Annotated in this window: 20 protein-coding genes; 16 read left to right on the top strand and 4 right to left on the bottom strand. The window is 38.4% G+C overall.

Annotated elements, in window-relative coordinates:
* The first annotated feature begins 103 nt into the window (after positions 1-103).
* Positions 104-3,454, top strand: a complete 3,351-nt coding sequence (locus tag D9O48_RS05420) for a hypothetical protein (RefSeq protein ID WP_233589187.1) — start codon at positions 104-106, stop codon at positions 3,452-3,454.
* Positions 3,455-3,876: 422 nt separating this feature from the next.
* On the opposite strand, the gene D9O48_RS05415 is transcribed toward D9O48_RS05420, so the two are convergent.
* On the bottom strand, positions 3,877-4,851 hold the full coding sequence (locus D9O48_RS05415; protein WP_126971405.1) for a hypothetical protein: 975 nt from the start codon (positions 4,849-4,851) through the stop codon (positions 3,877-3,879).
* Positions 4,852-5,061: 210 nt separating this feature from the next.
* Between D9O48_RS05415 and holA the strand changes: the two genes are divergently transcribed.
* The gene (holA, locus tag D9O48_RS05410; RefSeq protein ID WP_126971403.1) at positions 5,062-6,069 is read left to right on the top strand and encodes a DNA polymerase III subunit delta; all 1,008 of its coding nucleotides are present in this window, start codon (positions 5,062-5,064) and stop codon (positions 6,067-6,069) included.
* On the opposite strand, the gene D9O48_RS05405 is transcribed toward holA, so the two are convergent.
* Positions 6,066-6,998, bottom strand: a complete 933-nt coding sequence (locus tag D9O48_RS05405; RefSeq protein WP_126971401.1) for a bifunctional riboflavin kinase/FAD synthetase — start codon at positions 6,996-6,998, stop codon at positions 6,066-6,068. The two genes, holA and D9O48_RS05405, sit on opposite strands and share 4 nt — an antisense overlap.
* 116 nt (positions 6,999-7,114) lie before the next feature.
* Here D9O48_RS05405 and D9O48_RS05400 point away from each other — a divergent pair, with 116 nt between their 5' ends.
* The 4 genes from D9O48_RS05400 to D9O48_RS05385 all read left to right on the top strand — a co-directional run bounded on the left by D9O48_RS05400 (position 7,115) and on the right by D9O48_RS05385 (position 11,471).
* Positions 7,115-8,287 carry an AIR synthase related protein gene (locus D9O48_RS05400; protein ID WP_126971399.1) on the top strand — a complete coding sequence of 391 codons (1,173 nt, stop codon included), beginning with the start codon at positions 7,115-7,117 and terminating at the stop codon, positions 8,285-8,287.
* Positions 8,288-8,913: 626 nt separating this feature from the next.
* Complete coding sequence (locus D9O48_RS05395) at positions 8,914-9,771, top strand: sigma-70 family RNA polymerase sigma factor (RefSeq protein WP_126971397.1); 858 nt, start codon at positions 8,914-8,916, stop codon at positions 9,769-9,771.
* A 194-nt stretch (positions 9,772-9,965) separates the two neighbouring features.
* On the top strand, positions 9,966-10,904 hold the full coding sequence (gene trxB, locus D9O48_RS05390) for a thioredoxin-disulfide reductase (RefSeq protein WP_126971874.1): 939 nt from the start codon (positions 9,966-9,968) through the stop codon (positions 10,902-10,904).
* Positions 10,905-11,111: 207 nt separating this feature from the next.
* Complete coding sequence (locus tag D9O48_RS05385; protein WP_126971395.1) at positions 11,112-11,471, top strand: dihydroneopterin aldolase; 360 nt, start codon at positions 11,112-11,114, stop codon at positions 11,469-11,471.
* Here D9O48_RS05385 and D9O48_RS05380 read toward each other — a convergent pair.
* Positions 11,464-12,831: an MATE family efflux transporter gene (locus D9O48_RS05380; RefSeq protein ID WP_126971393.1), complete on the bottom strand. Its 1,368-nt coding sequence runs from the start codon at positions 12,829-12,831 to the stop codon at positions 11,464-11,466. The two genes, D9O48_RS05385 and D9O48_RS05380, sit on opposite strands and share 8 nt — an antisense overlap.
* Positions 12,832-12,967: 136 nt before the next feature.
* Between D9O48_RS05380 and D9O48_RS05375 the strand changes: the two genes are divergently transcribed.
* The 8 genes from D9O48_RS05375 to D9O48_RS05340 all read left to right on the top strand — a co-directional run bounded on the left by D9O48_RS05375 (position 12,968) and on the right by D9O48_RS05340 (position 21,513).
* Positions 12,968-13,816, top strand: coding sequence for a DUF3822 family protein (locus D9O48_RS05375; RefSeq protein WP_126971391.1), 849 nt, complete (start codon positions 12,968-12,970; stop codon positions 13,814-13,816).
* A complete protein-coding gene (locus D9O48_RS05370; RefSeq protein WP_126971389.1) occupies positions 13,807-14,355 on the top strand; it encodes an RsmD family RNA methyltransferase in 549 nt (182 codons plus the stop codon). Before D9O48_RS05375 ends, D9O48_RS05370 begins: the two co-directional genes overlap by 10 nt.
* A gap of 126 nt (positions 14,356-14,481) precedes the next feature.
* Positions 14,482-15,066, top strand: a complete 585-nt coding sequence (locus tag D9O48_RS05365) for a 5-formyltetrahydrofolate cyclo-ligase (RefSeq protein WP_158624823.1) — start codon at positions 14,482-14,484, stop codon at positions 15,064-15,066.
* Entirely contained in the window at positions 15,056-16,120 is a 1,065-nt protein-coding gene (lpxK, locus tag D9O48_RS05360) for a tetraacyldisaccharide 4'-kinase (protein ID WP_126971385.1), read from the top strand. The genes D9O48_RS05365 and lpxK overlap by 11 nt, the downstream gene beginning before the upstream one ends.
* Before the next feature lie 6 nt (positions 16,121-16,126).
* Positions 16,127-18,265 carry a ribonuclease R gene (rnr, locus tag D9O48_RS05355; protein WP_126971383.1) on the top strand — a complete coding sequence of 713 codons (2,139 nt, stop codon included), beginning with the start codon at positions 16,127-16,129 and terminating at the stop codon, positions 18,263-18,265.
* A gap of 37 nt (positions 18,266-18,302) precedes the next feature.
* Positions 18,303-19,268: a polyprenyl synthetase family protein gene (locus D9O48_RS05350; protein ID WP_126971381.1), complete on the top strand. Its 966-nt coding sequence runs from the start codon at positions 18,303-18,305 to the stop codon at positions 19,266-19,268.
* Positions 19,269-19,331: 63 nt separating this feature from the next.
* Positions 19,332-20,975 (top strand): amino acid permease, encoded by a 1,644-nt coding sequence (locus D9O48_RS05345; RefSeq protein WP_126971379.1) that lies wholly within the window; start codon positions 19,332-19,334, stop codon positions 20,973-20,975.
* 145 nt (positions 20,976-21,120) lie between these two features.
* The gene (locus D9O48_RS05340) at positions 21,121-21,513 is read left to right on the top strand and encodes a hypothetical protein (protein WP_126971377.1); all 393 of its coding nucleotides are present in this window, start codon (positions 21,121-21,123) and stop codon (positions 21,511-21,513) included.
* 79 nt (positions 21,514-21,592) lie between these two features.
* Here D9O48_RS05340 and D9O48_RS05335 read toward each other — a convergent pair whose 3' ends face one another.
* Positions 21,593-23,134: a M61 family metallopeptidase gene (locus tag D9O48_RS05335; RefSeq protein ID WP_126971375.1), complete on the bottom strand. Its 1,542-nt coding sequence runs from the start codon at positions 23,132-23,134 to the stop codon at positions 21,593-21,595.
* Between the two features lie 307 nt (positions 23,135-23,441).
* Between D9O48_RS05335 and D9O48_RS05330 the strand changes: the two genes are divergently transcribed.
* Both D9O48_RS05330 and D9O48_RS05325 read left to right on the top strand, forming a co-directional pair.
* Positions 23,442-23,813 (top strand): DoxX family protein, encoded by a 372-nt coding sequence (locus D9O48_RS05330; RefSeq protein WP_126971373.1) that lies wholly within the window; start codon positions 23,442-23,444, stop codon positions 23,811-23,813.
* Positions 23,814-23,900: 87 nt separating this feature from the next.
* A complete protein-coding gene (locus D9O48_RS05325) occupies positions 23,901-24,287 on the top strand; it encodes a hypothetical protein (RefSeq protein ID WP_126971371.1) in 387 nt (128 codons plus the stop codon).
* The last annotated feature ends 22 nt before the right edge of the window (positions 24,288-24,309 follow it).

Raw genomic sequence — 24,309 nt, 5'->3', positions numbered from 1 at the left:
ATTCAGCCTTTTCCTATGCAGCTTTGAATTTTGTATAGCCCAAAGTTCAGACAGTCAGTTATTTTCAAATCTTCGCAAAAAAACGGTTTCTACACACGATGCAATGGTTGTTTTAGACACCCTTAGCATTATACCGGGATCGTTGCAAATTTCTTTAGACAGTACACAGTATGAGATGGATTTCGTCAATGCCATTCTCTATTTCAGAAAAACAATTCCTGAACCTTTTATTACTGTCAGTTACCGGGTGTTTTCCCGTAAACTCAATGCTACCGCCCAGCGGATATCTTACGATAGTGTAATGAACTATTCTATCGGCAAACCTTATATCTCACCTTATCTGCAGCTGCAAAACGAACCTTTCTTTGATTTTGGTAATATTCAGTATAGCGGAACCTTTGGCAGAGGCCTGAGCTTTGGAAATAGCCAGGATGCAGTTGTCAGTTCAAACCTTAACCTGCAAATCAGCGGGTACCTTCAAGACAGTCTTCAGATTGTGGCGGCTATTACGGATAATAATATTCCCATTCAACCTGACGGAACCACCCAACAACTCAATGAGTTTGATCGCATCTTTTTACAGTTTAGTAAACGGCATTGGGCATTGAGCATGGGAGATATTGACATCAGAAAACAAGCGTCAGATTATCTGCAATTCTATAAAAGATTACAAGGGATGGCTTTTGAAATGAGGTCAGACCTGAACCCGCAAATGCAAAATCAGTTTACGGTGAGCGGATCGATCGCTAAAGGTAAGTTTACCCGTAATGTATTTAATGGCCTGGAAGGCAACCAGGGTCCTTACCGTTTGCAAGGCGCCAATAACGAATTGTTTTTTGTTGTGTTGGCAAATACGGAGAGAGTATTTATCGATGGAGAGTTATTGCAAAGAGGCGAAGACCAGGATTATATCATCAATTACAATACAGCAGAAATCACTTTCATGCCTAAACGCATGATTACCCGCGATAAGAGAATTCAGGTAGAGTTTGAATACGCCGACCGCAATTACCTGAACTCAAATATCTATCTGGCAGATGAATTTCAGGTAAAAGATAAGCTGCAATTACGCGTAGCGCTGTTTACCAATCAGGATGCAAAAAATTCAACCATCAATCAAACGTTGGATAATCAGCAAAAAGACTTTTTGCGAACCATCGGAAAAGATCCTTTAATGGCATTTTATCCCAATGCAACAATTGAAGAATATGCTCCGGGTAAAATACTCTATAAAAAAATAGATACTGCTTATAATGGTATTACAGATTCTATTTACACCTACTCTAATAATCCCGACAGTGCCATCTATCACCTGAGCTTTGTGGATGTAGGTATAGGAAATGGTAACTATATACCTGCACTGGATGGTACAAATGGGAAAGTTTATCAATGGGTTCAACCTGTCAATGGTGTTCCGCAAGGTCAGTTTGAACCCGCAGTTTTTTTAATTACTCCCAAAAAGCAACAATTGCTCAGTGTAGGAGCTGATTATCTGCTTACTGAAAAAACAATGTTTACCACAGAATGGGCATGGTCTAACTACGATGCCAATACCTTTTCATCTGTAAAAGGTGAACAGGGTTTAGCCAGAAAATTTAAGGTGCAACACGAAATTCCATTGAAACAAAAATCCAAAGCATTTCAAACTGTAGTAGCGTGGGAAAAGATAGATTCAACTTTCAAGCCTATTGAAAGACTTCGTTCTGTAGAATATACCCGTGACTGGGGTTTGCCACTCACCACTTCCGTTCAGGCTAAAGAAGAAGTGATTCAGGCAAGTATGGGGTTCAGAGATAGCTCAAGGCAACAAATAAAATATGAATGGACCTTATATGAAAGAAATACCTTTTTTAAAGGTATCCGGCATATGGTGACACATGAAATGGTATGGAAGGGTTGGAGTCTGCAACAATTACACATGTTGTCACTGGTAAACGATGAATTTAATAAAGGCTATTTCTTTAAACCACGCGTAGAACTGAAGAAAAAATTCAATAGTTTAAAAAATCAGGAGATCAGCTTTTTGTATTTTAAAGAAGATAACCAGATCAGAAATGAAATAACAGATACGATTTTGCCATATAGCTTTACAATAGAACATTTTCAGTTCGGTACACAATCAGATGCAGGTAAAATGAACGTGTGGGGATTGAACTATTCTTATAGAATAAATCATTTGCCATTGTATGGCGAGTTGTTAAGAGCCGATAATAGTCATAATATCGAAGTATTCTTAAACCTGCTGGCAAACGAATACCGGCAGATGCGTTTTACGAGCACTTACAGAAAATTAAATGCTGATCCTAAGTTTAATACGCTGCAACAAATCGATGAATCTTTATTGGGAAGAGTAGAATATCAATTCAATGAAATCAAAGGATTGCTCAGCGGAAATCTGTTGTATGAAGTAGGAGCGGGCCAGGAGCAGAAACGTGATTTTGCATTCATGGAAGTACCTGCCGGACAAGGGGAGTATACATGGATCGATTACAATGAAGACGGTATTCAGCAATTAAATGAATTTGAGCTGGCATTGTTTCAGGATCAGGCAAAATATATCCGCATATTTACCCCCACTAATGAATATATAAAAGCCAACTACAATACTTTAAACTATTCATTAAATATTAATCCCAGAAATCTGATCGGAACACAACCAGAAGGTTTTTTCTCAACCATGTTTTCAAAATTGAATCTGCAAAGTTCATTACAGCTAAACAAAAAAGAAATGGCAAGAGGGTTGGTACAGTTAAATCCGTTTAAATCCCCTCTGGGCGATAGTGCCTTGATTACGCTCAATACGATCTTTATCAATACACTTTCGTTTAACCGGTTTTATCAGAAATGGGGAGTGGATATTACCAATGCTAAAAATGAAAGTAAATCTCTATTGACTTATGGTTATGAAACAAGGTTATTGAACGACTGGACATTCAGGGTTAGATGGAACGTCAAAAAAATTATTAATATAGAAGGAATCAGTAAGGTAGGGCTTAATCAATTAAGGAATGATAATACTTATTTTCAGAATAGAAACTATGATATAGCGATTCATTCTTATGAACCCAAAGTAACCTATTCACCGGGCATGAACTGGCGCATCGTCGGAAGTTATAAGTTTACAGAGAAACAAAACAGGGTAGGAGAACTGGAAGAAGCGCAAATTCATTCATTTAATCTGGAATCAAAAGTAAACTGGCTACAAACAACTTCTATCCAGGCCAAACTCACTTATTCTTCTATTGATTTTATGAGTAAAGGGGGGCAGGTAAATACCACGTCTTCGTATATAATACTGGATGGTTTGAGTGCCGGTAAAAACTATTTATGGACGATTGATCTGAATAAAAGATTGGCTAAAAATTTAGAGTTGTCGTTACAATATGAAGGCCGTAAGCCGGGTGAAAACAGAACTGTTCATGTGGGAAGGGCATCTATAAGAGCGATTCTGTAACCTGTTTTTTAAAATTTTACCATTAAGATTAAGAAGCTCCTGCCGCTTCGCTTTGCATCATTCTATCTGTTAATTGCAATTTAAACAGGAAGGTAATGAAGTTGAAAAGCGAATGAAGTGCTGTTTTCTGCGCTGCTTTACCTTCATACCTTCATTCTCTTCATGTTTCTCATTACAATTTAAAAAGGAAGGTAATGAAGTTGAAAAGCGAATGAAGTGCTGTCTTCTGCGCTGCTTTACCTTCATACCTTCATTTTCTTCATGTTTCCCATTACCATTTCAAACATAGGAGGAATTAAGGGAATTAAGAAAAACCATGACCTGCTTAATTCATTAATGGTTCGATTCTTTATAACCTGCAAATAAAAACTCCCCAACAAATGTTGAGGAGTTTATTACTGTTATAAAGATCTAATAATAATCTAGAATAAACCACCTTTCTTCAACTCGCTAACAGCTTCTCCGATTTTTAAACCATTGTGATAAATCTCAATTTTATATCTACCGGTTTTGAAATCACTGTTTTGTTTCCAGGGATATTCGATGTGTTTTTTAGAACCTGCTTCGTATTCGATAGGAACACGGAAGGTATAGAACTTTTCACCTTCTTCTCTTGAAGTAAATAAGCCTGAACCCAAAGCTTCAACTGTAACTGGTTTTCCTTCCGGATCAGTGATCGAAACAAAAACATCAGTGCTTCCGCTTTGTGCGATTCTGTTATCAACATCAAAAGAAACTACCAGTTTGTCTACCTTTTTAGCTTTAGAAGTAACTTTCTCTTTTCCTGAGTTTTTCTCCTGGATTGGAGTGATTTTAATGTTACTGGCATTTAAAGTAGACGCTAAGTTTACTTTGTCTTCTAACACTAATTTTGCGGTAGTAGTAGAAGCCAAATCAGTTGTTAACTGCTCTTTATCTGCTGTTAACTGCGTTTTTTCGGTTGTTAATGTTTCATTTTCCATTAACAGACGTGCAACTTCAGCTTCTAAGTTATTTACTTTCTCGTTTAACTCAGCGATTTGAGCACGTAACTCAACTTTCTCTGATTCTGTTAAACGCTCTTTTTTCAACTTAGCAGCAATCTGATTTTTTAACTTGGTAATTTCAGATTCTCTTGCTGATAATTTACCTTCTAAATCGTTGTTCTGACCGGTTAAAGAATCCATTCTGTAAACGATCTGATCATAACTTCTTTGCAATTCTGTTTTGGTTGAATCAACCACAGCGTATTGACTTTGAAGTGTATTAATTTGTTGGTCTGCTTTGTTTTTATCCCACAAAAAATAACCCCATGTACCTAAGATTAATACTGCTAAAATACCAATGATGATATTTTTTGAATCCTTTTTAGGTGATGGATTTTGTGGACTTGCTGATGGATAGTTTGATGTACTCATAGTATGTATATTTCTCAAAAAATATTTTGTATAAATTATGACTATTTTTGAAGTTGACAAAAAATCATGCCAAATATGTAAAACGATCCAGCAGGTTAACTTTTATCAACGGGTACCTTTTCAAAATATTGTAAATCAATCACCTTATTTTTTGGCTTTAAAGCTTTTTTTTATTTTAATTTGCAGCCAGGGATACTAAAGCAAAATGTTATGTCGGCTGAAAAAATCATTCAAACGCTTCAAAAGAAACAATACAGACCCATCTACTGGTTAGAAGGTGAGGAAGAGTATTTTATCGATAAAGTAATTCAATATGCCGAACACAATATTCTTACCGAAGCTGAAGCAGGATTTAATTTAACAGTATTTTATGGCAAAGATGCCGAATGGGCCGACATTATTAATGCCTGCCGGAAATACCCCATGTTTTCTGATAAACAGGTAGTGATTTTAAAAGAAGCGCAGCAAATGCGTGATATCACTAAACTGGAACCATATATCGATAACCCTTTATCCTCTACACTGTTTTTTGTAGCCTATAAAGAAAAAAAGGTTGACGGTAGAAGTAAGCTGGCAAAAACCCTGAAAGAAAAAGGAGAACTCTTATCTACTAAAAAAATGTATGATAACCAGTTGCCCGACTGGACTAATGAGATGATCCGCTCAAAAAACTTGTTAATCACACCTAAAGCTTTACATTTACTGGTAGAGCATATCGGAAACGATCTTAGCCGTATTGAGAATGAAGTGGAGAAAATTACCATCAATTTAAAAGACCGCAAAGAGATTAACGAAGACGATATAGAGAAATATGTAGGCGTAAGTAAGGAGTATAATCCATTTGAACTTCAAAACGCAGTGGCTTACCGTGACCTTGCCAAAGCAATGAAAATTGTTCAGTATTTTGAGGCGAATCCTAAAGCAGCTCCCATTCAACTGATTTTACCTGCACTATATAATCTGTTTAGTAAAACATATATGATTTTCGGGCAAAAAGCTACTGATGAGCGTACCATTGCTACTAATATTGGTGTAAATCCTTTTTTTGTAAAAGATTATATTACCTGTGCCAAAAATTACCAATACAACGGTATCGAACAGGCTTTGTTACTACTACATCATTATAACCTGAAAAGTGTAGGGGTAGGTAGTCAGGGAACCAGCGATGCTTCCTTACTGAAAGAAATGATGGCTAAAATGATGGGGCAATTCCGTTAAGGGTTTAATACCGCCAGCGCGTGAATTTTATCTTTACCCAGCTGTTCTACTAAAGCGGGTAACCCGGCGAATTTTTGTTCGGCTCTTAAATAGGCACAAACTTCCACATGTAATTGTTCACCGTATATATCATCCTGAAAACCGAATAAATTGACTTCAATCACTCTTTGAGTACCATCAATGGTGGGTCGGATACCTATATTCATCATACCCTGATAAACCTGGTAAGGATTTTTAAGATTGGTTACCAAAACAGCATATACACCGTTACCGGGAACCATTTTATCCTGGCAGATGAGTGAAATATTGGCTGTCGGAAAGCCGAGTTTTCTGCCCAGTTGATTACCCTTTACTACAATTCCTTCAAAACAATAACGATAACCCAGCAGTTGATTGGCTTTTTCAATATTACCCTCTTCCAGTGCTTTTCTGATCTGGGTAGAACTGACTGTATTTTCAGCAATAACATGTGCCGGAATTTCAATCAATTGAAAAGAACCTTTGGCGGCATATGCTTCTAATAAAGAAAAGTCGCCGCTTCTGTTTTTGCCGAACCGGTGGTCATAACCGATAATGATGGTGTGGGGATGAAATTTTTCAATCAGGAATTCTTCGATATACTCATGGGCATCCATTTGAGAGAATGCAGCCGTAAAAGGAATAATAACAAGGTTGTCTACTCCTTCAGTTTCCAGTAACTCCATCTTCTCATCAATAGAGTTTAATAACGGTAATGCTTTTCCGGCTACCACCTGGCGGGGGTGCGGGTGAAAGGTTATTAAAACTGACTCGCCCTGAACCGTAGATGCAGTGGCCACCAGTTGCCGGATAATACTGCAATGCCCCTGATGAACACCGTCAAAGGTACCGATCGTAATCACTGCGTTTTTAAAAGCCGGAATTTGCTCTATTGAATGATAGACTTTCATACTTCTGCGCAAAATTAGCGTTTTCAGCACTACAATGCTTCAAGTCGCTTTATTATCGGGAAATTATTCATACCGAAAAAGTTTTCACTCTTTTATTCTTTATGTAGCTTTGCCGCATGAGTTTGTATGCAAAACGCGGTGTTTCCGCTCAAAAAGAAGAAGTTCACAAGGCTACTGAGAAGTTAGATAAAGGCCTTTTCCCGAACGCTTTCTGTAAAATTTACCCGGATTATTTAACCGGCGACCAGGATTGGGTAAACCTGATGCATGCCGACGGTGCAGGTACTAAAAGTATTTTAGCTTATTTATATTGGAAAGAAACCGGCGACTTGTCGATCTGGAAAGGAATCGCGCAAGACGCTATTGTAATGAATCTCGATGATTTGTTATGTGTGGGTATTCACGATAACTTATTATTCTCTTCTACCATCGATCGTAATAAATCGGTGATTCCGGGAGAAATTCTTGAAACCGTTATTAACGGCTCTCAGGAAATTTTTGACCAGCTTAAATCTTATGGCGTAAACATTCAATATCTCGGTGGTGAAACCGCTGATGTGGGAGATGTGGTAAGAACCATCGCTGTAAACGGCACTATGACTGCCCGCTGGCCGAAAAACAAACTGATTACGAATGATCTTATTCAGGATGGTGATGTGATTGTAGGAGTAGCCAGCTTCGGAAAAGCTGTTTATGAAACTGAATATAATAGCGGTATCGGTAGTAACGGGTTAACCAGTGCCCGTCACGATATGTTATCGAAGTACTACGCGCAGCACTTCCCCGAAACGTTTGAAACCAGCCTGCACGATGATGTGGTGTATATCGGGCCTCACCGCCTGACCGACGAAATTGAAGTGAACGGTGAAAAAATGACCGTCGGAAAGCTGATTTTGAGTCCTACCAGAACGTATGCTCCTTACTTAAAACAACTATTTACTGAACAGTTCAGCGATATTCACGGATTGATTCACTGTAGTGGTGGTGGGCAAACCAAATGTATGAAATACTTACCAGGTACATTCAAAGTGATTAAAGACAATCTGTTTACACCGCCGCCGATATTTGACATGATACAAAAAGCTTCAGGCAGTGATCACAAAGAAATGAATCAGGTATTTAATATGGGGCACCGGCTAGAAATCTTCACAACTCCGGCCGCGGCAGAAGTAATGATAGAGAAAGCAACGGCTTTAGGCTTACAGGCTCAAATAGTAGGGCGTGTTGAAAAAAGCGACCGCTCCAGCCTGGTACTTACCGCTGCCGGTGGAGAAATCATTACCTACTAAAATCTTATTATCCCTCAACCTGGTTCGAGGGATAATTTTTTATATATAAATATCTCCCGCAAAGCCACTTGCCAACATTCGTTAGTGGATAATACTACCCGTATTCCATTACACAATAGTAATTGTCAGAAGAAACTATTGCTATCAACTGCAAAAGAAGATGAAGCATTGTTGCTCTGTTGATTGTAACAATTTTTTATAATAAACCCGCCTGCGAACCTTTTAGTACGAATTTTTGTTGAAGTTAAGACGGATAAAAATCAGCTCCAAAAACTAAGGAAAAACAGAAAAATGTTAAAAATTTATTATTGGCACTAACTTTTTAGCAGATTTAAGTGTTTATTATATAAAGGTAGACAACCATTTGCAGGATACTATACGTCTTTAATAGGAACACTACCGGTTGCAAATGGCCAAAAAAGGTAAAAATACGCTGAAACCAACTTTTTTTTGTTAATAATGAACTAAAGGATGAAGATTTATGTAGTATTTTTCGCCTAATTTCTATGAGTTATCAAATATCCGTTATACTTTTGCAAATAGTTCTATTGGAAAGGTACAAAAAGCTGATATTGTTTTTCTTGTAGAAGACACACCTGGTAGAACAGAAATTTTTAAAAAGCGATATGAGACAGCTAAAAATAGCCACACAGATTACTAATCGTGATTCCCAGGCAGTTGAAAAATACTTGCAGGAAATCTCGAAAATTCCGATGATTACCCCTGAAGAGGAAACGGTTCTGGCGCAAAAGATTAAAATGGGGAATCAGAAAGCGCTTGATAAACTGGTTCAGGCGAACCTGAGGTTCGTGGTATCTGTTGCAAAGCAGTATCAGCACCAGGGTTTATCTTTGAGTGATTTGATTAATGAAGGTAACCTGGGCTTAATTAAAGCCGCTCAACGTTTCGACGAAACGAAAGGTTTTAAATTTATCTCTTACGCAGTTTGGTGGATCCGTCAGTCTATTTTACAGGCTTTAGCTGAACAAGGTAGATTAGTACGTCTTCCACAAAACAAAATCGGAACTTATAACAAAGCAAACAAAGCGTACATGGCTTTTGAACAAGAACATGAGCGTGAACCTTCTACTGAAGAGCTGGCTGAGTTATTAGAGATGAGTGAAACTGAAATCAATAATATTTTCCAAAGTAATACCCGACATACTTCATTAGACGCTCCGGTACACGAAGCTGAAGATGTAGCTATGGGCGACTTACTCGAAGGTGGTGATGATACAGACGATGATGTAATGAAAGACTCTCTACGGAATGAAATTCGCAGAGTATTGAAATCTCTTTCTCCAAGAGAAGCTGAGATCGTAAATGCTTATTTCGGATTAGACGGAGAAAATGGAGTTACCATCGAACAAATTGGTCAGAAATACGATCTTACTAAAGAACGTATCCGTCAGATCAAAGAAAGAGCTATTAAACGTTTACAAAAAGCACGTTACAGCAGTGCATTAAAAGCATATTTGGGTTAGTAAGTATCAAATTATTTACGCTTTTGCCCCCAACATTGTTGGGGGCTTTTTTATACAGGTCGGTGTTACTCAAATCTGTATATGGTTACACCAGCCTGTAGTACACAACTTGTTCACAGCAAGGGTACACAACACTGACGACAACATTATTTTAAGAATTAGTTCGCTATATTTGTAGGATACAAAAGATTATGATGGAAAGTGAAAGAATACATTGTTTAATTATTGGATCTGGTCCTGCTGGTTATACAGCCGCTATTTATGCAGCTCGTGCTAATATGAAACCCGTGCTTTACCAAGGATTACAACCCGGAGGACAATTGACGATTACTACAGAGGTGGAGAATTACCCCGGTTATCCGGATGGAGTACAAGGGCCAGACATGATGCAGGATTTAGAAAAACAAGCTAAAAGAATGGGTGCCGATATTCGTTGGGGACTGGCTACGAAAGTAGACTTCTCACAAAAACCTTATAAGGTTTGGATAGACGAAGATCATCTGATAGAAGCTGATGCTGTAATTATCAGTACCGGTGCTTCTGCTAAATGGTTAGGCCTGGAAAGTGAACAACGTTTAAACGGGTTTGGTGTAAGTGCCTGTGCCGTTTGTGATGGGTTCTTCTTTAAAGGTAAAGAAGTGGCTATTGTAGGAGCTGGTGATACTGCAGCTGAAGAAGCTTTATACCTGTCAAAACTTTGTACCAATGTACATATGTTTGTAAGAAAAGACCATATGCGTGCTTCTAAAGTAATGCAGGATCGCGTACTGGCTACCCCGAATATTAAAGTTTACTGGAATACTGAAACCGATGAGGTATTAGGAGAGAAAAGAACAGAAGGAGTACGTATCAGAAATATCTTAACCGGTGAAAAACAAGAAATTCCGATCAGTGGTTTCTTCGTAGCAATCGGCCACCAGCCGAATTCGGATATCTTCAAACCATGGATCAATATGGATGAAGCTGGATACATCCTTACCCAACCGGGTACCAGCAAAACAAATATGGAAGGTATCTTTGCTGCCGGTGATGTACAGGATAAAATCTATCGCCAGGCTATTACAGCTGCCGGTAGCGGTTGTATGGCTGCCCTGGACGCTGAGAGATATCTGTCGGTGAATAACATCGTTTAAGGTAATTAAGAAGGGAAAATTAAAAGTGAAGAGTGATTAAATTTTTATATAAAGCTGTTTCTTTCAAGAAGCAGCTTTTTTTAAATTGAGAATTGAGAATGAAGAATTGAGGTAGTGAAATTCCCTGAATAGAGTTGACCGTTTTTAATTCTTCATTCTTCATTTTTCATTCTCATGCTCTTAATGGTTTAAAAATTTAAAAAATTGATGACGATCCATTTAAAAGATTTGCAGTTTCATGCTTTTCACGGTTTATATGCCGGAGAAGAACTGATAGGGAGTACCTATGAGGTAGATTGTAAAATGCATTTTGATACTCCTTCAGAACCGGTGGTCAGATTAGATCAGACATACAATTATGTACAGGCGTACGAATGTATAGCGAAGTTTATGAAACAGCCCACTCCGTTATTAGAAACCGTATTGCAACGGATAGAAGCCGCATTAAAAGAAATTTTCCCTCAAATGAAAGGATTGGAGTTGAGCATTTATAAATGCAGCCCGCCCATTCCTCAATTCAAGGGAAAACTCGGTGTGTGTTTATCTGAATCTTATCAGGTTAAATAACTTTATTTTTCCATCTTCCGCTCTTCATGTACCAGTAAGAACAACCGCACATAATTAACCAATATCCCCACTCAACGCTCCAGCCGATATACGCCGGTAGTTGCATCTTTTCTAAAACAATGTAGGAGAATACAACATAAAATATTACGGCGATTACTTCAATCAGCAAGTTCACTTTTGAATTACCGGTACCGGTTACACTAAATAACCAAACCGTACCGATCGACATTGCCCAGATCGCCAATGTAACCACTCTTAGAATCGGAATGGCCACTTCCATGAACTGCGCATCTTGTCCGTATATACTCAATATGAATTCAGGAAATAAGTTCAGGAATAATACAAGCACTGTAATAACCCCGAAACTCATTCTGGCGATCATCACCGGAATACGGAATACTTCATCCTGCCGGCCTTGCCCGATTATATTACTTACCATCGTGTTACAGGTGGCGGCGAATGCCCAGGAAATAACCCCGAATACGCCGAACATATTCCTCATGGTATTGGAAGCCGCCAGTTCGGCAACTGAATTATTCCGGGCAATCAGAATATAAAAGTATTCCCAGGTAATAATACTGATGGCATGCTGAAAAATCAACGGCGCAGAGATACTTAGCACAATAAAGGTGGTTGCTTTTTCAAACCTGCCGAAATTTTTAATGCGGAAGTTCTTCTGAATATCCTTTCTGATCATTACAATATGTAACATCAGGAACCCTGAAAATTCAGCGAGAATAGAAGCATAGGCAGCTCCATTGAAACCTAATTCAGGTAACCCGAACTTTCCGTAAATTAAAGCATAATCAAAAATGATATTGATCACTGTTTCGGCTGTGGTTCCCCAGATCAGCCATTTACTTTGATTGATACCTACAAAAAGCGCATTGCGTATCTGAAAAAGGTAGAGAAATGGTAAACCCCAGATACGAATTTTTAAAAACGAAATGGCTTTGTCGCTTAACTCCGGATCTTTCAAAATCCAATGAAAAATCGGGGGCATTACCAGATAGGTACACAAGAAAGCGATCGCAGCAATAAAAAATGCTACATAAGTACCCTGAAGAAAAATGCTGCTGATAGCATTCGCCTGACTGGAACCCGCCCTGCGTGCAAAAAGCGCCTGCAAACCGTTATTCAGCGCATATCCCACCGATCCGAAAATCAGATAATAAACACCGGTAATACCGGCAATGGCCAGCTCTGTTTCGCCCAACCTCCCCAGAAAAATATTGTTGATTACAAAGTTTAATTGAGGTACCAGCATCGCCAAACTAATCGGCAACGCTATCTTTATAATACTCTTGTAGTTAATGTCAAGTTTTAAACTACTTCCCTGATCAATAGTTCCGCTACTCATAATGCGCAATGTTACAAATATAATTAGACAAAATTACGCGTGAAAGGTTGTTATAATATGAAAAAAATCAGCCTTAGACTCCTAAAACGACGAAGAATTCTATAATTTATAGTATCATTGCAGGTATTATTAGATTATGTTAACACCTAATTACGATATCATTTCAAATGAGCAATTGTTAGAAACTCCTTCGCTTCAACAATTGCTTACAGTGGTTGCTCCAAGATTCATTACTTATATAGTTTTCAATGCGGAAGAGAAAAAAGTGGCGTTGTTGAAACAGTATCAGCTAGACTTCTTTCCTGATAAAACCATTGAAGAAAACCTGAAAGATATATTGGAGACAGACAGTAACTTAAAGCAAACCTTTCAAAAGTCTTTTGTAATATACGATTATCCCTCTTCCGGTTTAATACCTGAAGAGCTCTTTAATACTTCGTTGAATAAACCAGCCACAGAGCTCTTATATGGCGATGTGGAAAAAGGGTTGCTGTTAAGCGAAAAAGTGATGAAAGGGAAAATGTACAACGTATACCGTATTCCAAGAGAGATCCATACACTGTTACAGCAACAATTCGGATCAGGTAAATACTGGCACTTACATACCCTGTTGCTTGAAAACAGAAGTGTTGCTGCAACATTACCTTGCCAGATTGAACTAACGTTAAAAGACGATTCAATGATGGTAGGGGTTTGGAATAATGAAGCACTGCAGTTGTTGCAACAATATCCGATAGAAACCCTCGAGGATATGATATATTATTTACAACTGATTGTAAAACAACTGGATTTACATCCCGGAAATATTGACTTGCGTTGGTGCGGAAAGAACAAATTCGTGGAAGATGTAGCTCCGAATCTGCAAAAGTATTTTGCAAATGTACAACCGGCTGCATTAATAGGAGGCTGGAGTCTGGGAGATGCTTTTAGTAACACTTCCGTTCATTTTTATACAAATTATTTGAATTTAGTGGCATGCGTATAATTGGAGGAGAGTTTGGAGGCAGACGGATTAATCCGCCCACAAAAATGCCGTATACCCGTCCAACAACGGATATAGCGAAAGAAGGACTGTTTAATATGCTTCAACATCAGATTGATTTTGAAGGTATCAGTACTTTAGACATTTTCGGTGGAACTGGAAGTATCAGTTATGAACTGGCTTCAAGAGGAGCTACTCAGCAAATCATTGTTGAGAAAGATACCAGTATGCACGCATTCATCAAAAAAACTGCAGAGAGTTTAGGTATCCAACATTTGCAGGTGGTAAAAATGGATGTGTTTAAGTTTCTCGAACAATGTAACGATACTTTTGACTTTATATTCGCAGGGCCTCCGTATGCATTAACGACCATTGATGAATTACCCCGCATTATAGTACAGAAAAAGTTATTGAAAAAGGGAGGCATCTTTGTACTTGAACATACCCCCCGTAATAATTACCAGCAATTTGAATGGTTTGTAAAAGAACGCAACTACGGTACTACGATCTTTAGTTTCTTTAGTGAACCGGGCAATTCTTAATTAAAGAATTAATAATTAGGAAGTAAGCATTTGTTTTTTCAATTTTTTTTCGTATATTAGAGTAGATCAATTACCTGCCGTGATTGGTCCGGTAAGCGTTATCTGATACTCAGATAACCCAGTCAGGTGAACGAAAGAATATTTATGGTAAAGAGTGAAATTCGAAAAGAATATCAGCAATTAAGGAACCGGTATAGTGTGGCGGAAGCATTGGAAATTCAACAACTCGTCAATCAGCAGATTCACCACTGGCAAATTACTACTCCTCAAAGTTTTTTAAGTTATCAGCCTTTATTATCGAAAAGAGAACTTTCTCCTATAGCTTTAGAAGAGAAATGGGCAACTGCTGCAGATCTGCCGGTGAAGTGTTATCCCAAAGTAATCAGTGCCACAGAAATGGTTGCACTAACGATTCAGGCAGATACCATTTATGAAGCCAATGTTTGGGGGATACAAGAACCTTTGAATGCTGCAGTTTTTCCACCCGGGCAACTGAAAGCCATGATTATTCCATTACTGGCATTTGATGAAAAAGGCTATCGCGTAGGGTATGGAAAAGGATTTTATGACCGCTTTTTAGAAAAGTGTGCTCCGGATGTTTTAAAAGTTGGTATCTGCCACTTTGCTCCTGTTCCGGAAATCGATGATATCCATATTTATGATGTACCTTTAAACTATTGCATAACGCCTGAAAGAATTTATGAATTTTAATCACCCGGTTATAAAAGCAATTCGTTTTTTATTACTACCTGTTAGTGGTATTTATGCCCTTATTTTAAAAATACGCCATACCTTCTTCAATAAAAACATTTTCCATTCAGTTACGTTCGACCGTCCTGTTATTTGTGTAGGTAATATCAGTGCCGGAGGAACAGGAAAAACACCAATGGTAGAATGGTTGGTACGCCATTTACAAAGTTATTACAGGCTGGCAATTGTAAGCAGAGGCTATGGAAGAAAAACAAAAGGATTTCTTTTGGCTGATCAACAGACAACTGCCGAAACAATTGGTGACGAACCTCGTCAGATCTTAAACAAGTTTCCCGATCTGGTGTTTGCAGTAGGCGAAGAGAGGGTACCCGCGATTAGCAGGCTGATTGAAGAAAAACCACAAACAGAAGTGATCATCCTGGATGATGCTTATCAACACCGGTGGGTGAAAGCTGCTGTCAATATCGTACTGACTACTTATGATGATTTGTATACGGATGACTTTTTGTTGCCTACTGGAAATCTGAGAGACCTCCCTTCTGCTGCTAACAGAGCGCAGGCGATCGTAGTTACCAAGTGTCCGTCATCATTAACATTACTGCAAAAACAAAAAATTCAAAAAAAATTAAAAGTAAAACCCGGTCAGGCTTTATATTTTAGTACCATCGAATATCGTGAACCTATTCATATGAAAACCAGGTCGAAACTCCGGATCGAAGATTACCGTGAAGTGCTGCTGGTGACCGGAATTGCTAATCCGGCGCTGATGGAACACTATTTGAAACAATATCCTGTAAAATTGAGTACTAAAACTTATCCGGATCATTACGCATTTGAACAAAAAGATATTGATCAACTCCATACCTTGTATCAATCACTCGGTGAAAATGTACTAATGCTGACGACGGAGAAAGATGCCGTACGGTTAGAAAAATTCACAGTAAACATGAATTGGGCAGTATTGCCTATTCAAACAAAGTTCCTTGACGAAGCATTGCCATTTGAAGAATGGTTATTGCAACAGATCGGTCAGGTGAACAGTAAATACAATTAATTAAATATGGCAAAAAAAATTAATAATAAAACAAAGCCAAAATCTAAATCAAAACCTAAAACCAAACCTAAAGCCAAGCAAAGGTTGAAACAGCAAAATGCGGAGGATAAATCCGTTTATGCGGGGTCGTTAGATATTACCCGTTCGGGGGTAGGCTACGTAATTGTGGAAGGAAAGGATAAAGATGTATTGGTGCGTCCGGGAGATTTCAACGGAGCACTTCATGGAGATACCGTAAAAGTAAAAGTAACTTCCGTATCACCGCAATCGCAGAAAATGCAGGGCAGGGTGATACAGGTACTGCACCGGAAACAAAGTCAGTTTGTTGGAAAGCTATTTTTATCCGACAGCCAGGCTACTTTTTCGGCAGATACAGAACGTCCGATGCCGGATGTGATTATTCCTTTTGATCATTTGAACGGTGCCGATCATGGCGACCGTGTGATCGTTTCCATCACTCAATGGGATGCCGGTAAAAAACCTTTTGGTAAAGTGGTATCGTTGTTAGACCAAACCGCTGAGAATGATATCGCAATGCAGGAAATTATTATAGAGAACGGGTTTCATCTCAGATTTCCTGATGAAGTATTGGCTGAAACAGCTGCTATTGCTGATAAAATTCCTGAATCAGAAATTCAACTCAGAAAAGAATTCAGAGATATTTTTACCATCACCATCGATCCGGTAGACGCAAAAGATTTTGACGACGCAATCTCTATCCGCAGATTAAAGAACGGTCGGTGGGAAATCGGTGTACACATTGCAGACGTAAGTTATTATGTTCGTCCGGGTACTGCTTTAGATCAGGAAGCGTATGAAAGAGCAACTTCTGTATATCTTCCAGACAGGGTGGTTCCGATGTTACCGGAAAGAATTTCGAATGAACTATGTTCATTGCGTCCCGGCGAAGACAAACTCGCCTTCTCTATTATCTTCCAGATGACTGACGAAGGAAAAGTAGAACAGCACTGGTATGGAAGAACGATCATTCACTCTAACCATAGATTCACCTATGAAGAAGTACAGGAGATCATAGAAACCGGTGAAGGAATGTATTTAGAAGAAATACAGTTATTGAATAAGTTTGCGCAGAACTTCCGTAAAAAGCGTTTTAAGAAAGGGGCTATCAACTTCTCTTCACAGGAAGTACGCTTCAAACTCGATGAAAATGGTAAACCGATTGGTATCATGGTGAAAGAAAGTAAAGAATCACACCAATTGGTAGAAGAATTCATGCTATTAGCTAATAAATATATTGCTGAGGCAGTCAGTAAAGTAAAAGTAAACAAATCGGAAATACCGTTCCCGTATCGTGTGCATGATGAACCGGATGAAATGAAGTTATCTCCGTTTATCAAATTTGCCAAACGGTTAGGGTACGACTTTGATACCAGTACGCCCAATGCCATTGCAAAGTCATTCAACGAAATGTTGCAAAAAGCGCAGGGAAAACCTGAAAAACTCGTACTGGAACAATTGGGGATTCGTACAATGGCGAAAGCCGTATATACCGCAGATAATATCGGTCACTACGGATTGGGCTTCGAATTCTATTGCCATTTTACTTCACCGATCAGAAGGTATCCGGATGTGATGGTACACCGCGTGTTGGAAGATATTATTAATAATACACCGGTGATTGATAAGAAAATGGAAGAGAAATGTAAACATAGCTCTGATCGTGAAAGAGCTGCCATGGAGGCAGAAAGAGCATCGAATAAATACAAACAGGTAGAGTTTATGCGCGACTTTATCGGTCATGAATTTGATGGTATTATCAGTGGCGTAGCACCGTTCGGATTTTGGGTAGAAACTATTGAACATAAATGTGAAGGTTTGGTAAGCGTGATTGACCTGAGCGATTATGATGATTTCAGGCATATCGAATCAGATTATTGTCTGGTAGGATTAAGATCCGGCAGAAAATTCAGAATGGGTGATAAAGTAAGAATTAAAGTCATCAGTGGAAACCTGCAGAAACGTACATTAGACTATCAGTGGGTTAAAACACAGGCTGACCAGTCATTGAAAGCAGCTGCTGTTGTACAGGAAGATAATTTTGTTCCAAAACAAAAGAAAAACGGTGCGTCGAGAAGGTATGACACCGGTAAACCGGGAAAGAAACCGAAACCGAAATCAAAATAGTAATTTGCACCCGAATAGACTCTATTAACTGATGATTATGCAGCGATTTGAAGACTTATTGAAATTATTTCAGACACGGTTTCAGCAGGCACACTTTCCTGAAACACCGGCCACTTTGTATGAACCGAATAATTATTTTTTGTCATTAGGCGGAAAACGGATTCGACCGGTTTTGTGTTTAATGGGAAATGAGTTGTTTGAAACCTTACATGATGATGCTTATGCTGTAGGAAATGCGATTGAACTGTTTCATAATTTTTCATTGATACACGATGATATTATGGACAATGCTCCTTTAAGACGTGGAAAAACAACGGTACATGAAAAGTATGGTTTAAGTACTGCGATTTTATCAGGAGATGTGATGTTGGTAAAAGCGTATGACTATTTAAGTAAAGTTCAGGTTCGTTACCTGCCCCAGCTATTACACCTGTTTAATAAAACTGCTGCGGAGGTATGTGAAGGGCAGCAGCTGGATATCGATTTTCAGCACCTGTCGAAAGTTGCGCTGGAAGATTATATTCACATGATCACCTTAAAAACATCTGTATTGGTGGCTGCCAGCTTAAAAATGGGCGCGATCATCGGTGGTGCAAGTGAAGGTAATCAGAATCATTTATATCAGTTCGGACGTGACCTTGGAATTGCTTTTCAGATTCAGGACGACTACCTCGATGCTTTTGGAGACCCTTCAAAAGTTGGTAAGCAGGCTGGAGGTGATATTCTGGAAAATAAAAAGACTTTTTTACTGATCAGGGCGCTGGAAGTGTGTAAAGGAGAAGCGGCGGAAGAATTAAACCGTTTACTCGAAAGCAATCCTGTTGATAAAGTACAGCAGGTATTGAAAATATATGAAACCTGTGGTGTAAAAGAGTGGGCTAATCAATTGAAACAGCAATATTTTGAAAGTGCATTACTGCATCTGGATGCGGTTGCTGTAGTGGGAACGAGAAAGCAACCACTGAAAGAATTAGCACATTTATTACTACAAAGAGAATATTAATTAGAGGCTGGTATTCAAAAGATGCCAGCTTTTTTTTATTTTAGCCAAAATTAATAATCGTACATGTCAAATTCTTTGTTTCGAAAAAAGTCGTTAGAAACGATACAAAAAGATTTTGCTGCAGGTTTAGGTGACGGGCATGGGAGTGGCTTAAAGAAGGTTTTAAAGGTTAAAGATTTAACCGCAATCGGTGTGGCTGCTGTGATTGGTGCAGGAATTTTCTCTACCATTGGTAAGGCCTCGTTTGATGGAGGGCCGGGGGTAACCTTACTTTTTATATTAACAGGTATTACCTGTGGATTCTGTGCGCTGTGTTATGCTGAGTTTGCCAGCCGTGTACCGGTATCGGGGTCGGCTTATACCTATGCGTACGTTTCGTTCGGAGAACTTATTGCATGGATTATCGGATGGTCGCTCATCCTTGAATATGCGATCGGCAACATTGCCGTAGCTATCAGCTGGAGCGGTTATTTCAGTAATTTACTACAGGGCATAGGTATTCATCTGCCCGAATGGCTGAAATCGAATTACGATAGTGCAGGAGAGGCGGTCAGAGCCGCAGCACCTTCAATTGCTGGTTTTCCGGTTATAATGAATTTACCCGCCTTACTGATTGTATTTATCATTACCTGGATCGTATATGTCGGTATTAAAGAAAGCAAGGCTTCTACGAACCTGATGGTTTATCTGAAGCTCGGCGTTATTCTGATGGTGATATTGGTCGGCTTCTTTTATGTAGATACTTCTAACTGGGTTCCTTTTTTACCGAATGAATTTAGCGGTGTGTTAAAAGGCGTTAGCGCCGTCTTTTTTGCTTACATTGGTTTCGACGCTATTTCAACAACTGCTGAAGAATGTGAAAATCCTCAACGCGACCTGCCAAGAGGAATGCTTTACTCACTAATCATCTGTACGATTCTTTATATTCTCATCGCTCTGGTATTAACAGGAATGGTTCCTTATACCGAGTTGAATGTTGAAGATCCTTTAGCGGCGGTATTTAGTAAGGTTGGGCTCAACAGAATCAGTTATATCATTTCTGTGAGTGCTGTGATCGCTACCGCAGGAGTATTGCTCGTATTCCAGATGGGGCAACCAAGAATCTGGATGAGCATGAGCCGCGACGGATTGTTACCTAAAAGATTTGGCAAAATTCACCCTAAATTCGGAACGCCTTCTTTTGCTACTATTCTGACAGGTATTGTGGTGGGTATACCAGCTATGTTCCTGAACCTGGAAATCGTTACAGACCTTACATCAATCGGTACCTTGTTCGCATTTATCCTGGTTTGTGCAGGCGTATTAACATTACCTAAAGACAATAAAAATGACGGAAGAAAACGCTTCCGTTTACCATATATCAACGGCCGGTTTATTGTGCCGGGTGTTTTATTAGTGTTGTACATTATTTTCTGGGAAGAAATCAAATCACACTTTGTGTTTGAACAGGGATATGAAGTATGGAAACACTTTATCACTTTCTATCTGTTTTTAATCGTATCAGTGGTGGTGTCAGTTATCACTTTCAGAAAAAATTTATCATTAATACCGGTTCTGGGTATCCTAAGTTGCTTGTTTTTGATGACGGAAATCGGTGTTAGCAACTGGGTTTTCTTTACACTTTGGATGATCGTTGGTTTAGTAGTTTACTTCTTATATGGCTTTAAGAAAAGCAGGTTAAACACTATTCTAAATAAAAAAGATTAATAAAAGAACAGCGTGAAAACGCTGTTTTTTTGTGTTCATAATTTAATAATAAGAGTTCTTCTGTAGAATTGTGTTAATGCAGATCAAGATATAGTAAAATATATTTTACTTTGTTGAACACCACAAAATATATCCTATGTTTAACATGCAAAAATCCCATTTACTGAAACCTGCGCTACTGGGGTTTCTCTTATGCGTAACACAACAGGTAACACAAGCACAGAACGCTGATGTTGCTTTTCAAACAGTAGCTGTAAGCAAACCACTGGCCCAATTAAAAGTGGCTACATTATCTTCAGACTGGAAGTCTTACTTTGATCAAAAAATGGATGAATATTATAACAAGATGACAGATGATACCGCTAACAGTGCAGTATGGGCATATTGTGCATTAAGTGCCTGGATGAGATCAATCGGTGATACAAAAAATGTTCAAAAAAATATTAAGGAGAATGTGAACTGGATGAAGAAAAGTTGGAAAGACTCAACTTGCCCTTGTGCTGATGTTATTCCCGAAAGCTATTGGATAGAACCGTAGTTTTTCTTACTTCTGAAGCTTACAAAAAAACATCTTCTCATTGAGAAGATGTTTTTTATTGTAGAGATACTATATAGGTTTATTTCATCATCCACGAATTGTAAATAGCCGTTTGCTGGCTGGTAGGATTATCAACAGTCAGTATTTTATATTTACCCTCCTGAACATCGAGACGTAAACCAGCGTACTGGAAATATTTATTGTAATCCAGTTCTTTGGTAGTGTATACATATTCGAATAAATCAGATAAAGGATAACCGGCTGCTGCTTCACAGGCTTCCTGAAACTCAGCTTCGGTAAAACCTCTTTTCAGGTTCTTGTAAAAATGCTGATACAGGTATTGCATTACATTATTTAAAGATTTTTCATTTTTAGAATGATGACGGATGGCAAAATCTAAGATGATTCCTAGTAAAGGCCCCTTATCATAATACGAAATGGTTTTTCCTTTTTCTTCTCTCATATCACCGAAGGGACCATCTTTCCAGGTATTGTAACTAGCCTGTTGTAATGACTGGTGTAGTTTACCCTGATTATTTTCATGTGTTCTGATTGTTCTTTCAAAATCTCCGAGTACTTCCTGCTCTTCTTTCAAGCCGGCTTTTCTCAAAACAATGTACTCATAATATACAGTAAGGCCTTCACTGATCCAAAGCTGATTGGTACGATTGGGTTTGGTATAATCGAACGGACCTAATTCAACCGGCCTGATGCGTTTTACGTTGAAGTGGTGCACATACTCGTGTGCAAGGAAATTAAGAACGGTTTGTTTCGCCTGACGCGTTTTTAAACCGTTGCCGTTAAAACTTACAGTGGTGTTATTAAGGTGCTCAATACCACCTCTTCCCGGTCCGATACCGATAAAAGTATATTCATTATAAGGAATATCCCCAAAAAGGTCGGTTGCAGCTTCAATCATTTTTTGCAGACTGGTCATGAATTCCTGTTTGTCAAATTCTCCTAACTGATAACCTATGAACCGGTGATTTTTTCCTTTTACTTTAAAGGCCGGCAACTCTTCCAGATTACCAATTAGAATCGGACAATCATATAGTTCATCAAAGTCTGCTGCTTTAAATTTACGGTTATCGTTTGCTACAGGTGTCAGACCGGTGGCTATTCTGCTCCAGTTTTTAGTGGGTGCTATGGTTACGGTAGCTGCTGCATCCAGCCCGCCGTCTACATACAGAAAAGTATTTGCTGGTGCGATGTATGCACGTGAAGTGTCTACAAAGTTTACCGCAACAAAACTTCTTTTGGTAACCAGTTTATAATCGATTCTGAAATCTTTCTTTTTAACACCTGTTACACGCCATGTATTACTGTTCACTTTTTCAATAGTAACGGGTTTGTTATTCAAAAAGGTGGCTTTCACATTTTCTACATCTGCAGCATAGTTCATAAGTTGATAATAGCCTGGCATCCACTCGGGCATTTTGAATAATAAAGTATCGGATGGCCAGTTTCCGGTAGATAGCCGAACTTCAAAACTTTTATCGGAAGGGTCGGGAACATTAATGGTGAAATCTATAACCGGCTTTTGTGCATGAACAGAAAAAGCAGAAAAAAGGAGTACTGCAAGTAAGCAATACCTGTAGTTAGTTTTGGACAAATGATGCATGTTTATTCGAGTTTAGACACTGTTAATTTAAGCTTTTTTAATGAAAGAGCTTAAAAACATATTTCACATTGATCCGTATTTTAAATGAATTACCTTATAAAAAGGCTGGTTTACCAGCGATACTTCACATATAACCGTTTGTCATCTATAACTGTTGATTGTGTAGGGATGAGCGGACTGGTTTTTGAAGCTACCATTTCTGTACACGCTATGAGCGATTTGATTTATGATATAAAGTTGAATAAAAGCGATAAAAATTTTAACTTACTATTCATCAACTATTTTCATCATCTTATCTTCTTTCATTATGAAATTGCAGAAAATCGTTTTTTGGACATTAAAGATTCTGATTACACTCTTTTTTCTAAATGCTTCTGTAATGGAATTAACAGGCAACGAAAATTCCAAAGGTGTATATCAATTATTAGGATTTCCGATGTACCTGATGCCGTTCATTGGTATAGCAAGGATACTGGCATTAATTGTAATCTGGTTACCCGGTTTTAAGCGATTGAAAGAATGGGCATTTGCAGGATTATGTATTGATGTAGTTGGAGCAGGTTACTGTTTGGTAATGGCAACAGGAGATATACATATGATCTGGGTTCCACTCATTGCATTAATATTTGTATTAGGTACTTATTACTACTATCATAAGATAAGTAATGCTTATCAATAAATGTTAAAGAAATAATATAATTGAAGTTCGTTTTTCATTGGGGGAATATTTATTCTTATCTTAAAGATGAAACAAAAAAAGTCCCCCATGAGAAAAGTAATTCTTTTTTTATCAGCCCTTTTCTGTACGATTTTTACTTATGCGGAAACAAAAACGGATAGCCTGCAAAATATCCGGCATTACAAAGTCACTACTTACGTACGGGATATCTCAAGAGGTGTTACGGTAAGTATCGATTGCGGTCATGAAATTGCCAGAAGAGTTAACAGACGTTTAAGAGATGAAGGAAATCAACGGATGGTTTTTCATTCACAGGCTGAAGTGCTGAACTTCTTTTCTAAAAACGGATGGAATCTGCACCTGTACAGTGAGTATATTATTAAAAATAGTAACGCAACGTCTTACATATTCAGAAAAATAGTTAAACCGGGAGAAAAATGCCTTAATCCTGATTGTGGACGTGATATGTATTAATTCATTTTAATTTATTGTAATG

The sequence above is a fragment of the Gynurincola endophyticus genome, from assembly GCF_003991195.1.
Classification (GTDB): Bacteria; Bacteroidota; Bacteroidia; order Chitinophagales; family Chitinophagaceae; genus Gynurincola; species Gynurincola endophyticus.
Note: the sequence above shows the minus strand (reverse complement) of the source record. Positions and strands in the feature narration are given on the sequence as shown.

What these genes read in the sequence shown, in the direction of transcription:
- holA (WP_126971403.1), top strand. Translation starts at nt 5,062, where the DNA reads ATGTCGGCTGAAAAAATCATTCAAACGCTTCAAAAGAAACAATACAGA.
- D9O48_RS05335 (WP_126971375.1), bottom strand. Translation starts at nt 23,134, where the DNA reads ATGCATCATTTGTCCAAAACTAACTACAGGTATTGCTTACTTGCAGTA.
- D9O48_RS05415 (WP_126971405.1), bottom strand. Translation starts at nt 4,851, where the DNA reads ATGAGTACATCAAACTATCCATCAGCAAGTCCACAAAATCCATCACCT.
- D9O48_RS05370 (WP_126971389.1), top strand. Translation starts at nt 13,807, where the DNA reads ATGCGTATAATTGGAGGAGAGTTTGGAGGCAGACGGATTAATCCGCCC.
- rnr (WP_126971383.1), top strand. Translation starts at nt 16,127, where the DNA reads ATGGCAAAAAAAATTAATAATAAAACAAAGCCAAAATCTAAATCAAAA.
- D9O48_RS05350 (WP_126971381.1), top strand. Translation starts at nt 18,303, where the DNA reads ATGCAGCGATTTGAAGACTTATTGAAATTATTTCAGACACGGTTTCAG.
- D9O48_RS05380 (WP_126971393.1), bottom strand. Translation starts at nt 12,831, where the DNA reads ATGAGTAGCGGAACTATTGATCAGGGAAGTAGTTTAAAACTTGACATT.
- D9O48_RS05330 (WP_126971373.1), top strand. Translation starts at nt 23,442, where the DNA reads ATGAAATTGCAGAAAATCGTTTTTTGGACATTAAAGATTCTGATTACA.
- D9O48_RS05395 (WP_126971397.1), top strand. Translation starts at nt 8,914, where the DNA reads ATGAGACAGCTAAAAATAGCCACACAGATTACTAATCGTGATTCCCAG.
- D9O48_RS05420 (WP_233589187.1), top strand. Translation starts at nt 104, where the DNA reads ATGGTTGTTTTAGACACCCTTAGCATTATACCGGGATCGTTGCAAATT.
- D9O48_RS05325 (WP_126971371.1), top strand. Translation starts at nt 23,901, where the DNA reads ATGAGAAAAGTAATTCTTTTTTTATCAGCCCTTTTCTGTACGATTTTT.
- D9O48_RS05400 (WP_126971399.1), top strand. Translation starts at nt 7,115, where the DNA reads ATGAGTTTGTATGCAAAACGCGGTGTTTCCGCTCAAAAAGAAGAAGTT.
- lpxK (WP_126971385.1), top strand. Translation starts at nt 15,056, where the DNA reads ATGAATTTTAATCACCCGGTTATAAAAGCAATTCGTTTTTTATTACTA.
- D9O48_RS05385 (WP_126971395.1), top strand. Translation starts at nt 11,112, where the DNA reads ATGACGATCCATTTAAAAGATTTGCAGTTTCATGCTTTTCACGGTTTA.
- D9O48_RS05375 (WP_126971391.1), top strand. Translation starts at nt 12,968, where the DNA reads ATGTTAACACCTAATTACGATATCATTTCAAATGAGCAATTGTTAGAA.
- D9O48_RS05340 (WP_126971377.1), top strand. Translation starts at nt 21,121, where the DNA reads ATGCAAAAATCCCATTTACTGAAACCTGCGCTACTGGGGTTTCTCTTA.
- D9O48_RS05405 (WP_126971401.1), bottom strand. Translation starts at nt 6,998, where the DNA reads ATGAAAGTCTATCATTCAATAGAGCAAATTCCGGCTTTTAAAAACGCA.
- trxB (WP_126971874.1), top strand. Translation starts at nt 9,966, where the DNA reads ATGGAAAGTGAAAGAATACATTGTTTAATTATTGGATCTGGTCCTGCT.
- D9O48_RS05345 (WP_126971379.1), top strand. Translation starts at nt 19,332, where the DNA reads ATGTCAAATTCTTTGTTTCGAAAAAAGTCGTTAGAAACGATACAAAAA.